Source organism: Streptomyces lacaronensis, from assembly GCF_047337785.1.
GTDB classification, from domain to species: Bacteria; Actinomycetota; Actinomycetes; order Streptomycetales; family Streptomycetaceae; genus Streptomyces; species Streptomyces lycopersici.
The window spans coordinates 499,274-511,312 of the sequence record NZ_JBLHDK010000003.1; the positions used below are offsets into that span (position 1 = coordinate 499,274).

Below are 12,039 nucleotides of genomic sequence, written 5' to 3' on the forward strand. Positions count from 1 at the left end.
GAGGACCAGCCCCCGCCGGCGGGTCAGGCGCGGCGGGGGCGGGTGAGGGTGAAACGGTCCACCGGCTGCCGGGCGGGGTCCCGTCATTCGTCGTCGGTTGCGTGCTTGTCGCGCAGGGGCCGCAGCCCGCCGGGCGGCTCGGGGAGGGCGAAGGAGTACCGGCCGAGCACGTTGATGTGGTTGGTGGCGGACGAACGGCGAGAGCCGGGCGACGTCCTCGTTGCGGACCTCGAAGCCGTCCTCCCGGAGCTGGGTCAGGGCGGCGTCCATGTACCGGGAGTTGAACAGCACGAGGGCGTTGAGGACCAGGCCCAGCGCCCCGATCTGGTCCTCCATGCCGTCCTGGTAGCGCTGGTAGAGCTGCCCCGAGCGGCCGTGGAAGATCTTCCGCGCGAGCGCGTGGTGGCCCTCCTGGAGGTTGGCCCGCACCTTGATCTGGCGGCGGTAGCCGGGCTCGTCGGCCAGGCGCAGGATGTGCAGGGTCTTCGCGGTCCGCCCGTAGTGCGCGATCGCGTCCCCCAGAGGGGTGGGCCGACCGTCGCGGGAGGGCATCCGGATGACGTCGTAGGCGCGGACGGCCCCGGTGTGGATGGAGCCGATGATCCGCAGGATGTCCTCCCAGTGCCGCTCGATCCGGGCGAGGTCGATCCGGCCGCGGGCAACGTCGGTGAAGGCTCCGTAGTCGGCCGAGCGGTCGATGCGCCACGTCTTCTGGTCAGGCAGGTCGGCGAGGTGCGGGGCGTAGCCGAACCCGGCCAGGGTGAGCAGGCCGAACACGATGTCGCTGTAGGAGGCGGTGTTGGTGACGATCATCTCCGGGCGGCGGCCGCCGTCGCGATCGTAGAGCTTCGTCCTGTGCCGACTGCCACTGCGCTGTGCGCAGTTGGTTACGGCGGGCCGTAATCAGGCAGTGTCACTCTCCGCGCTCGGGTACGACACCGGCCGCTTCCTCGGAGCTTTCTTCCCGCCCGCGTCCCTTCACCAAGGGGAGTTCGGGCCCTCACCCGCGCTTCCTCCCCCATGGCCCTGTTCAGCGGGCCTAGGGCATGCCACATGAGTCGTCGTTGGTGGCGTGGCCAAGATCCCGGGCGGCTCCATGTCCGAGCTGCGCACCTGGGCCGAGCAGCACCTGAGTGGCCTGTGCGGGTTGCTGATGGGCGAACAGCGCGGCCACGCCGCGATGTCCGGGGCAATCCCGCAACCACCGACGCTCCCGGACGCCGATTTCGGCGTGCTGTTACATCGGCGGTCCGGCCTTCTGCCCATGTGTGGTCACGCGACGATGGGCGTGGCGACGATCCTGGTGGAAACCGGCATGGTCAACGTGACCGAGCCGGTGACGAAGGTGCGCCTCGGCACTCCCGCGGGCCTGGTGGTCGCCGAGGTGGAGGTCGAGCGGGACCTCACCAGGATGGGGCTCGCCCTCATCGCCACCGCGTGAGCATAGCCCCCCCGGTGCACCCCCTCGGCCCGTCACCGCGCAGCGTGCATCACATCCAACTCGTGCCCCGCCACCGGTAACCGGCCCGCGCGGAACATGGTCGTCGGGGAGCCGGGCCGTGGGCCGGTCCCCCTGTGGCACCGGCGCCTCGTCGCGCATGGCGCTCCTGCTCCCCGCCGCCATCACTACCATCACTGGTCGTGCGTGGTTGACCGGAACCACGCAGTTCTTCCTCGATCCGGAGGATCCATTCCCGGAGGGCTTCTACCTGTGATCCCTGTTCTGGAAGGCGCCCCGCCCATGGCGGCCGCCATCGATGTCCTGCGCAAGAGCTTGCTCGACGGACTGGACCCGGAGGCGGGGCCACCGCGCTCCGTCGTCCCGGTGCCACACGGCCAGCTCCTGCTCATGCCTGCGTACTGGGGGAGCTACGCCGGGGTGAAGATGGTGACCGCGACACCGGGCAACGCGGCCCGTGGCCTTCCCCGCATTCAGGGCAACTACCTGCTCCTGGACGGCGAGACCCTCACACCGCTGGCCCTGCTGGACGGGATCGCCCTCACATCCGTACGCACCGCCGCCGTGTCGGCGGTCGCCGCCGACGCGCTGGCCGGGCCGGACGCGAGCCGACTTGTCCTGTTCGGAACAGGACCACAGGCCCGGTCCCATCTCGAGGCCCTCAGCTGCATCCGCCCGATCCGGGACATCGTGGTCGTCGGCCGGAACGCCGACCGCGCCCGCGCTTTCGCGGCCGAGGTCGGGGCGCGGGCCGGCACCGTGGACGACATCGTGCACGCGGATATCGTCGCGTGCTGCACGACGGCACGCACCCCGTTGTTCGACGGCGCCCTGCTGCCGACGTCGGCGACCATCGTGGCCGTCGGCTCGCACGAGCCCGACGCCCGGGAGGTGGACGAAACAGCGGCCGCCCGGTCCACAGTGGTTGTCGAAGCGGTCTCGGCCGCGCTACGCGAAGCCGGCGACGTGGTCCAGGCGGTCCAGGCGGGCGCCATCGACCCCGGCGACCTGGTGGGCCTGGCCGATGTCGTGTCGGGCAGGCGCGAGATCCCCCCGGACCGACCACGCTTCTTCAAAAGCGTGGGGATGGCCTGGGAAGACCTGGTACTCGCCGCAGCCCACTTCGAGGCAACCAGACCATGAACTAGCCCCCTGGCTGGGCAATCTCATACCGGTGGATTTGCCGGGTCATTCCGGTCGTGCCGAGATGGTCGATGACCTCGGCCAAGGTGCGCAGCCGTATGTCGGAGTCGATGATGCGCCCTTCGCTCGGGGAGCAGGGGCGCACCTCACCGATGGCTCGGGTGATGGCGGAGTGGAGTGGTCCACGCCAAACCTCGTGGCACCGGTGCGGCATGAATGCCCCGAACGGCCCGCTGGACGTGTGGCTGATCGATAGCGAAGAGGCCGCCACCCACGTGACGGCCGGGTCGGACTGGTGCCTGATCGTGGAGTCGTCGGCGCCTCCCGAGGGATACGACATGGCGGAACTGGGCCGCGTCCAGGTGTCGGCGGTCGGCGGCGAGACTCCGTTCGCCGACCACCTCGGTGACACGGTCCTCGCCGTGCGTGAAGAGGTGGACCCGGACAGCGGGCGGCTCGCGATGGAGCTCACCTTCGACTCCGGCCGTGTCCGGTGCGGTACGTGGTCCGGGGAGCTCCGCCTGTCCAGCACGCGATCAGCACACCAGTCGTCGGCGGGATACGCGTGAGGAGCAGGCACCCTCACCGGCCGATCATGCTTCTCGCCAGAGCGTGTATTGAAAGTGCTGCCAGGTGCCCGAGCTGTATGCGCGAAGAACGAGCGCAACCTGGTGGCGTCCGGAGTGGAAATCAGGAAGGCTCGCGCGCATGGTCTCGGTATTGCAGAACGTTGCCATTGACTGTGCGGATGTCCCGCGGGTCGAACTTCGCCGGCCGACCGCCACGCCGGCCACCGCGCAGCCCGCCCAACCGGCCGGCGCCTACCGTTCCGGTGCACTGGCCGGGCTCGGCAACAGCCTGCCGCAACGGCGCGGTGCAGCGTGTGGAAGGACCATGCGGGACCCGTCGGCGCAGGCCGCGCGCACGCCAAATGCCCGGGTTGATACGTCCGGGTCAAGGCCTACTGCGACAACGGGAGCATCAGCACCAGCGTATGGCTCAAGGGCTACGCCAAGGCCGAGTGCCCCGCGTGGTTGACGTTGACATGATCAGGCACTGGACACGGAGGCGATAGACCGCCATCGGGGCGCCGGATCAGAAATCCATACGCCATCTCAACGTCCTCCAGCGCGTGGCTGGCGAGCATCCTGATCCACTCCACCGCCGGCGCCGACAGGCCCGCTCCGCCATCTCGCACTCGCCTGGCTGCGATCGTCGTCTCTGTGTGGCAGTGCCTGCTCCGTCCACATGCACTTGCCCGCCGCCGTGAAACGCATGCCCCATCGATCGGACAGCGCCGCGACCAGTTGCAGGCCGCGCCCGCCCTCGTCGGTCTCGGCGGCGCGGCGGATCCGCGGGGTGGTGAGGCTGCCGTCCGACACTTCGCAGATCAGTGTCCGGCCGTACAGCAGGCGCAGCCGCGGAGGGCCCTTGGCGTGCCGGACGACATTGCCGACCAGCTCGCTGACCAGGAGCTCGGTGGTCATCGACAGCTCGTCGAGATCCCACGCGGACAGTTGTTCGGTGGCCCGATGGCGGGCTTCGGTAGCGGCGATGGGGCCGTCCGGGAGCGTCCAGGACACCATCCGGTCCGGAGCCATCGACCGCGTCCGGGCGATCAGCAGCGCGGCGTCGTCGTGAGTCTCGGCCTGCTCCGGCACCAACGTGCTGATGACGGCGTCGCACAGCCGTCCGGGGCCATGGAGCGTGGTGCGAGCGCATACCGTGGACGGATCGGCCGGGGCGGGCGACGACTCGGCCGGGGCGGACGGATCCGCCGGAGGCGCGGCGGCCTTGGTGAGGGCGTGGGCGAGACGGGCCATGCCCTCGTCGATGTCGACCGTCGAGGACTCGACCAGGCCATCGGTGTACAGCACCAGATGGCTGCCCTCGGGCACCTCGATCTCATGGGTCTCGAAGGGCGGGCTGGCGGCGCCGAGCGGTGGATCGGCGTCGACAAGGGGGAAGTAGGTCGTCCCGTCGGGCCGGACGATGGCGAGCGGTGGGTGCCCGGCGCTCGCGAAACAGCAGAGGTTGGTGGCGGGGTCGTAGACCGTGTACAGACAGGTGGCGTAGAAGTCATCGCCGAGGTCGCCGACCAGGTCGTTGAGGTGGGCGAGGAGTTCATCGGGCGGAAGCTCGAGATCGGCGAGAGTGTGGACGGCCGTGCGCAGCCGGCCCATCGTCGCGGCCTCGGACAGCCCATGGCCCATGACATCGCCGATGACGAGGGCGACCCGCTCCCCGGACAGCGGGATGAGGTCGTACCAGTCGCCGCCGACCTGCACGCCCTCGGCGGCGGGCAGATAGCGCGCGTCGGCCGTGACGGCCGGCAGGACGGGCAGCCTGTGGGGCAGCAGTCCACGCTGGAGCTCCTGGGCGCGGGTGTGCTCGGCGTCGTAGAGCCGCGCCCGCTCCAGCGCCTGGGCGACCAGTCCGCTCAGGGCGATGAGCAGGGAGCGGTCCTCCTCGGAGAAGTGGCGGGGCCGGCCGAAACCCACCACGCAGTAGCCGATCTGCTGGTCGGAGGCGATCAGGGGGAGGAAGGCCCATGCCTTCATCCCGCTTCGGTGGAGGTAGCCGACCGCGTCCGGGTGGTGTTCGGCGTATTCCTGCGGCGTGGACAGGAAGGTCGGGGTGCGGGAGGTGAGGGCCTCCACGATGGCGGACATCTCCATGACCGAGATGCTCTGAACGGTCTCGAGGAACTCCTCCGGGTACCCGGCCGAACCGACCATGCGCCACTGCCCGTTCTCGATCAGCTGGCAGATCAGGCCGGTGGCGCCGAACGGCGGAAGGACCCGGTCGGCGACCGCCTTCACGACATCCTGGACGGTCAGCGCCTCGGCGAGCGCCGAGGTCAGCTCGCCCATGCGCAGGACGCGCTCGGCCGCGGTGCGCTGGGCCGTGGAGTGCTCGGCCTGCTCCCTCCGGCGTTCGGTGATGTCCGCGATGTGGATCACCAGTCCGTCGGGGACGGGGTCGAGGCGCGCGTGGTACCAGCCCGCTCTGCCGGGCCACCGGGTGTCGAATCCGACCGGCGCGCGGGTGGCCACGACCCGACCGTGGCAGGTGGCCATCCCGGTGTCCCGGACCACCGGGTGGTCCCACAGTACGGTCCCCAGCGCCTCCTGGGCGGAGGAGCCCAGCAACTTCAGGGCCGCGGGGTTGGCGAAGGTCAGCCGTGCCTGGCCGTCGAGGGCGAGGAGGCCGTCGTTCATCCGCCATACGGCACTGCCGACGGCCTCACCGCCGAGCGGTTGCCTCTCGTACTCGCTGTCCGTGGCGGCGGGCCGGGCGGGCCGCAGATACTCGGCGACCCAGTCGGCGACCATCCGCAGGAACACACCTTGCGCGTCGTCGAGCTCGTCCGGCGCCTCCACCAGGACGGACAGCGCGCCCACCGACTGCCCGTCGGCCGTGACCACGGGCACCGACACCACCCCGCTCCCGGGCGGCAGCGTGCCGGCGCCGGGAGAGATGTCCCCGCGCGGAGGGCGGCCGGACAACGGGGGATCCGTCCGGTGCGGCACATCGGGCGGTGGCGGCGTCCAGACCTGGGTGCGGTAGCGGACACAGGACACGGGGGCCGCGCTGTCCTCGTCCGTGAGGTTCTCCCATCCCGCGATCAGGTAATCCGGGAGCCCCACGCCGGCGACCACGCGCATGCCTCCCTGGCGTGGATCACATATATGGACCATACCGCCCAGGGCGCCGAGTTCGGCGACCGCCTGCCCGAGGGCGAGCCTCACCGGCCCGGTGCCACTCAGCTGGCCACCCGCGGAACCCATCAGCCGAAGCCGCGTCCGCGCCGACCGAGTGATCCGGGTGCCCGCGTCGTGTGGGCGCCGGTCGTCCACACTCATGGTGTCACCTGTCATCTCCTCGGTGGCCCGATGTCGTACGGATCGCAGACCGCGAGCGTCCCATATAGCCCGAATATAACCCTCCCCTCGAGGAGAGTCCCCGGCCGATGGACATGGTCATCGGTATACGAGCCGGACGCCGCCGAGGCGCGGAGGTCAGCCGATGCCCTGCCCGGCCTTGATCAGGTCCGCGGCCCGTTCGCCGATGATGACGCAGGGTGCCATGGTGTTTCCGCTGGTGATGGTGGGCATGACCGAGCCGTCCGCGACGCGCAGGCCTTCGACACCGTGGACGCGCAGGGAGGCATCGACCACGGACATCTCGTCGCGCCCCATCTTCGCGGTGCAGGTCTGGTGGAAATACGAACCGACCGCGTCCCGGATGAAGTCCCTGAGCTCGGCACCGCCCAGTGGACCGGGCATGACCTCGCGTTTGACGAACGGCTCGACCTCCGCCGAGTTGCCGATCTCCCGGCAGAGCTCCACGCAGTGTTCAAGGGCTCGCATGTCCTCCTCGGCCCCGAGGTAACCGGCGTCGATCAGCGGGGGTGCCAAGGGATCCGTACCGGCCAGCCGTACGGAGCCGCGGCTGGCCGGGCGGGCGAGGCCGGGCGCCAGCGTCCAGGCGGAATCGGCCCCCACGGGAACGTCGTACCGCAGGACCGTCGCCTCGCTGGCGAGCGGGAGCTCGTCCAGCACCGGCATCAGATCGGGGCCGGGCAGCGACGGGTCGCTCCTGGCGAAGATGGCGAACTCGGCGGCGTTGTTCCGGGGTGGCTCGGGGATCCGATACTCCCAGATACAGCCGGCGAGCAGGATGTGATCCTGGAAGTTCTTCCCCACACCCGGCAGATGTACGACGCCGGGGATGCCGAGCGCCGCGAGTTCCGCCTGGTCGCCCAGGCCGGAGAGCATCAGCAGCTTCGGGGTGTTGATGGCACCGAGGGAGACGATCACCTCCTTGTCCGCCGAGACGGTGTGTGCGCGGCCCCGGCTGACGAACTCCACCCCGGTCACCCGGTTCCCCGACATCGTCAGCCGGGTCACCTGGGCGCGCAGCACGACGTCGAGATTGGGGCGGCCCATGACCGGATGGAGATAGGTGGCGGCGATCGAGACCCGGGTGTGTCCCGGGCCGACCAGGAGATTGGGAAGCCCGCAGCCACAGCCGGACTCCATGGGGTCCGCGTTGAGATCGTCGACCGCAGGAATGCCGGTCGCGGACGTCGCCCGGGCCAGGGCCGCCGCGACCGGGACCGGGTCTTCGGGGAGGGTGATCCGCAGCGGGCCACCGGTGCCGCGGCGGGGGTCGGCGGGGCCGGTCCAGCCCTCCACCCGGCGGTAGACATCGAGGACGGAGGCGTACGACCAGCCCGGATCGCCGGTTTCCTCGGCCCAGGAGTCGAAGTCGACGCGGTGGCCCCGTGCCCAGACGGAGGCGTTGACGCTGGAGCCGCCGCCCAGCACCTTGCCCATCGGCAGCGCGGGCGCACGGCCGCGCAGCGAGCGGGACGGCTGGGCTGAAAAGCCCCAGTCGCGTTCGCTGCCGATGTTGGACATCCACCGGGTGGCGTCGGTGACCGACTCCACCCGGTCGCTGCCACCGGCCTCCAGCAGCAGAACCCTCACCTCGGGCACGTCCGCCAGCCGTCGGGCGACGACGGAGCCCGAGGTCCCTCCGCCGCAGACGATGAAATCGTAGACGGGACGAGGGACATCCGTGACGAGCTCACGGTCCTCGGCGATGTGACTGGTGTGTGCCATGGGTAACGGCCGTCCTCCCGCCGGACGCGGCGTTCGGTGACACCGCCTGGCGGGCTCGCTGACGTCCAGCGTAGCCGGGGCGTGGAACCACTCGCCAAACGTGTGACGGCCGCGGATGAGCGCCGAGGGCCAGGAGGATCGCGTAGCCGCCGATGATCTGCCGGCTGAGGGCCTTGGCCGACACCGAGGCGGCGCCGATGCCCAGCACCGTGGCGGACGCCCCCGTGCTCGTGCCCGGCTCCGTCGTGGCGGCCACGGCCGCGCCGTCGTTCTGGACCCGGATCCGACGCCCGCTCCCATGGCCATCGCCCGTGGATCGAAGATGCGCCAGTTCGCCACGACGGATGTCAGGAGCGTGATGAACACGGCGCCGAAGAGCGTGCCGAACACGTACATCGCCAGCACGCCGCGGTACTGGTTCGGGTCCGGACCGTACTTCTCCGAGACCATCGCGAAGGAGGGCGCGCGGACCCAGGCTCGGACCGATGTTGAAGCCCAGCCGGGCCACGAGGAGCATCACGGCCACGCCGACGAGAGCCGCGGCCGCCTTCTGGAGGTCCACGCCCAGGGGCCTGACCTTGCATGGCGGCCGTCCAGTGGGCGGCGAGTGTCTCATCCTGGACCAGCGGCTCATAGAGCGGCTCCGTGGCCTCGATGGTCAGAACCGCACGGACCTCTTCCTGCTCAGGTGACGGACAAGCCCTGGAAAGCAGCGATTCCGCGGGTGCCGGTCCAGCCGTTGGCGGCCGTCATGAACACCCCGATGTCCTGGGCGTCGGCGATGCCGCGCGGAGTGGCCGTGCCGACCGTGGTCCATGAGACGCCGTCACCGCTGCACTCGCCGGTATAGGCGTCGCCGGAGCGCGTCAGCCGCAGATGCACCGGGGCGGTGAAAGACCCGGCCAGTTCGACGGAGTCGAATGTTCCGTTGCCGTCGGAGTCCCAGGACAGCGCACATCCGTTGGACGGAGTCACCGCCAGATTGACGTACCCGGCCGAGCCGTCACCGTTCGCCGAGAGGTCGTTGCGGACGATCAGTCCGGCACGGGCCCAGCCGCCGGTGCTGTCCTGCGAGGTGACCTGGACCGTGGCGGTCGAGGAGGATCGGAAGGCGGCGACCCGGTGGATCGTGGCGAACTCATTGGTGCCACCCCACAGATCGGCGCCCCCGCCCTCGATGGCGAGCGCGTCCCCGGACTGGCCGAAGACCGCGTCGTTGAAGGAAGCGGTTCGGTAAGGCGCTTGGACACCGGTGCCCGCCATCAGACGGACCGCCGCCACGGCCGAGCCCCGTGAGCCGCCGGTCCGGTAGGACGCGCCCACCGGCACCCGGGAGACCAGCGCACCGGTGTCCGTGGTCAGGGTGACCCGGAAGCTCGCCGAGAAGGTCTCGCCCGGGGCGACGGACGCCGCGGTGGCCGTACCGATCGGCTCGGCGGCCATCCCCTCCGGTGCGTCGACGGACAGGCTCACCTGTGTCGCCGGGCCGAATCCATTGCGGTTGGTGAACGACACGGTGACCGTGGCCGGGCGGTCCTCGGCCACCGCTCCCCGGTCGGCGGACGCGGTCAGTGTCACCTGGTGGGTGTCCGCGGCCAGGGTGTCCCGCACCTGCCGGGCCAGCTTGTGGATGTCGCCCGATGTCCGCACGGGGTAGCTGTCGTGCTGGTGCGCCCAGCGGTCCTCCAGCGCGAACCAGTCGATCTCGGTCGGCTGCCGGCCGGCCGCGAGCGCCGCGGACAGCTCGTCGAAGTATGTCTTCCAGCGGAGGTGGTAGAGGCCGCCGACCAGCCCGGACCACTCCCGGTTGGCGTAGTCGTGCAGCCCCTCGTCGCTGCTGGCGCGGCCGCCCCAGGTGGTGATGATCGACCGTGCGTCGTACTCCAGTTGGTCCTTCTCCGCTTTGGTTGCGCCCCAGGAGCGGGCGTCGGCCAGCCACCGTCCGAGCAGGTGCTGACCGCTGGTGGCCAGCACCTTGTCCATCAGCTTCATCCAGCTGAGCCAGGTGGTGGTGAGCCGGTCGAAGCGGCCGCGCTCACCGGCCTCGTACGCCGCCTCGATCTGGGGCAGCAGCACCCGGCTGCGGTTGGACAGCACCTGACGGGCCACGTCGGCCAGGTCGTACGCGTAGGCCGAACTGTCGCGCAGCCGGGGCGCGACCTGGAGCAGTTCGGTGAGGGCCGGGTCGAAGGCGGTCGTGTCGTAGCGGTCGGTCTCCGGGCCCCATGCGGCGGCCTTGTTCGCGCCCAGGCTCGGCCGGGCGCCGAACAGTCCGTCGGGCGCCTCGCTCCAGGAGTCCGCACGGGTCATGTTGTACGCCGTGTCACGGACCGCCTTCCAGGCGGCGACGGCGTGCGGGTCCGCACCGCCGTAGCGCGAGATGGCGTACGAGGCGAACCAGTCGTCGAGGTCGATGGTGCCGGGGGTCCAGGCCAGCTCGGTGAACAGGGCCATCGCGGCAGGGTTGTTGTCGGCGCCCTCGGGCATCATCGCGATCCCGGCGAGCGCGCTGTCCGCCTTGTCCCGCCACTTCGGGTACTGGTCCACCCAGTCGGGGGCGTTGGCGCCGATCGGGGTGTGGCCGCCGAAGTTCCAGATGGAGCCGAAGGCGTACGGGGTGCCGTCCCAGTCGCTCTCCCGGTCGGTGACGGTGGTGTAGCGGTCGGACAGGCCGTCGACGACGAGCATCCCGCTCTTGTCGACCGCGCCGAGGATCTCCCGGCTCGGATTGGTCTGCCAGCCCAGGATCGCCCAGACCGCCCCGGGATGTGCCGTCCGGAGAGCCGCCTCGACGGCCTTGGCCGCATCGGCGACCGGCACATCACCGGCGTTGCCGCCCTCGTGCAGCAGGTCCATCTTGTACATCCCGCTGTCGCCGAACCGCCTGCGCTGGTGCCGGTAGAAGGCGGCGGCGACCTCGGCGAAGAGGTCCGTACGGGGATCGAGCCAGTCGGGGCGTTTGAAGGCGCCCCAGGTGCCCTGGGCGACCAGTGACGCGCCGGGGTGCTTGGCCAGGAAGTCGTCCGGCACAGTGCCGAAGTAGCCGGGCAGCACGGGGGTCATGCCGAGTTCCCGCACCCGGTTGATGATCTTCTTGGCGAGGGCGGCCCGCTGGTCGATGAGGTGTGTGGACACCGGACCGCCGAACCCCGACATGTTCTGGAGCAGCCACCAGGGCTGGTGGGCCGGGGCGGGGATCCAGGCCCGCAGCTCGGCGTCGGAGTAGCCGAAGTCACGGAAGGTGTCGTAGTAGACGGCGTCGGCACCGATGTAGACGAGCACCTCGTTGATGCCGTGCAGCGCGAGCACGTCGATCTCGCGCTCCCAGGCCGTCCAGCCCCGGTAGGCGCCGGTGTAGCCCTCGTTGGTGTCGTTGTACGCGAACCGGTGTGCGACGTTCGCCGCTCCGGTGATCTCCGTGCCGGGCGCGGGCAGCAGCCGGGGCAGGTTCAGCTGCTCGCCGTTCCAGGAGATGTCGGCCTTCGCGGCCTCGGCGAGGTACCGGTTGAACCCGGTGAGCAGTACGGCGGGGCTGGTGCCCTCCACCGTGATGCGCCCGGCGCGGCCGGTGACCCGGAAGCGGTCCCCGTCGCCGCCGGCCACGGCGCGCAGGGTGACCTGCTCGTGGTGGGCGGGCACCAGCCGCCGCAGCGCGGCGGTGGCCGGTGCCGTGTCGAACGGCCGGGCGCTGCCCTTCGCGGCGGCGGCCTGCGGCGGGGCCAGCAGCAGCGCGCCGCCCACGGCGGCCGCTCCGGTCAGCACGCTTCTGCGGCTGACGCCTTCATTGCCTCGCATGAGCTTCCTTTC

Annotated in this window: 5 protein-coding genes and 3 pseudogenes; 3 read left to right on the forward strand and 5 right to left on the reverse strand. The window is 70.7% G+C overall.

Annotated features, from left to right (window positions below; translation table 11 throughout):
* Nucleotides 1-83: 83 nt before the first annotated feature.
* Nucleotides 84-846, reverse strand: a pseudogene (locus tag ACMTAK_RS03280) (Tn3 family transposase); the annotation flags it as partial.
* A gap of 211 nt (nucleotides 847-1,057) precedes the next feature.
* On the opposite strand from ACMTAK_RS03280, the pseudogene ACMTAK_RS03285 reads away from it, so the two are divergent.
* The 3 genes and pseudogenes from ACMTAK_RS03285 to ACMTAK_RS03295 all read left to right on the forward strand — a co-directional run.
* Nucleotides 1,058-1,715 (forward strand): annotated as a pseudogene (locus ACMTAK_RS03285) (proline racemase family protein); the annotation flags it as partial.
* 26 nt (nucleotides 1,716-1,741) lie between these two features.
* Nucleotides 1,742-2,602: an ornithine cyclodeaminase family protein gene (locus ACMTAK_RS03290; RefSeq protein ID WP_413804724.1), complete on the forward strand. Its 861-nt coding sequence runs from the start codon at nucleotides 1,742-1,744 to the stop codon at nucleotides 2,600-2,602.
* Nucleotides 2,603-2,814: 212 nt separating this feature from the next.
* Complete coding sequence (locus ACMTAK_RS03295) at nucleotides 2,815-3,171, forward strand: hypothetical protein (protein WP_413804725.1); 357 nt, start codon at nucleotides 2,815-2,817, stop codon at nucleotides 3,169-3,171.
* A 546-nt stretch (nucleotides 3,172-3,717) separates the two neighbouring features.
* Here ACMTAK_RS03295 and ACMTAK_RS03300 read toward each other — a convergent pair.
* From ACMTAK_RS03300 to ACMTAK_RS03315, 4 genes and pseudogenes are all read right to left on the reverse strand, one after another.
* Entirely contained in the window at nucleotides 3,718-6,468 is a 2,751-nt protein-coding gene (locus tag ACMTAK_RS03300) for an ATP-binding SpoIIE family protein phosphatase (RefSeq protein ID WP_413804726.1), read from the reverse strand.
* Nucleotides 6,469-6,624: 156 nt separating this feature from the next.
* Nucleotides 6,625-8,232 carry a GMC family oxidoreductase gene (locus ACMTAK_RS03305; protein WP_413804727.1) on the reverse strand — a complete coding sequence of 536 codons (1,608 nt, stop codon included), beginning with the start codon at nucleotides 8,230-8,232 and terminating at the stop codon, nucleotides 6,625-6,627.
* Between the two features lie 273 nt (nucleotides 8,233-8,505).
* Nucleotides 8,506-8,691: pseudogene (locus ACMTAK_RS03310) on the reverse strand (DUF3100 domain-containing protein); the annotation flags it as partial.
* Nucleotides 8,692-8,916: 225 nt separating this feature from the next.
* Nucleotides 8,917-12,027, reverse strand: a complete 3,111-nt coding sequence (locus ACMTAK_RS03315) for an alpha-N-acetylglucosaminidase (RefSeq protein WP_413804728.1) — start codon at nucleotides 12,025-12,027, stop codon at nucleotides 8,917-8,919.
* Nucleotides 12,028-12,039 lie beyond the last annotated feature (12 nt).

What these genes read in the sequence shown, in the direction of transcription:
- ACMTAK_RS03290 (WP_413804724.1), top strand. Translation starts at nt 1,742, where the DNA reads ATGGCGGCCGCCATCGATGTCCTGCGCAAGAGCTTGCTCGACGGACTG.
- ACMTAK_RS03295 (WP_413804725.1), top strand. Translation starts at nt 2,815, where the DNA reads ATGAATGCCCCGAACGGCCCGCTGGACGTGTGGCTGATCGATAGCGAA.
- ACMTAK_RS03300 (WP_413804726.1), bottom strand. Translation starts at nt 6,468, where the DNA reads ATGAGTGTGGACGACCGGCGCCCACACGACGCGGGCACCCGGATCACT.
- ACMTAK_RS03305 (WP_413804727.1), bottom strand. Translation starts at nt 8,232, where the DNA reads ATGGCACACACCAGTCACATCGCCGAGGACCGTGAGCTCGTCACGGAT.
- ACMTAK_RS03315 (WP_413804728.1), bottom strand. Translation starts at nt 12,027, where the DNA reads ATGCGAGGCAATGAAGGCGTCAGCCGCAGAAGCGTGCTGACCGGAGCG.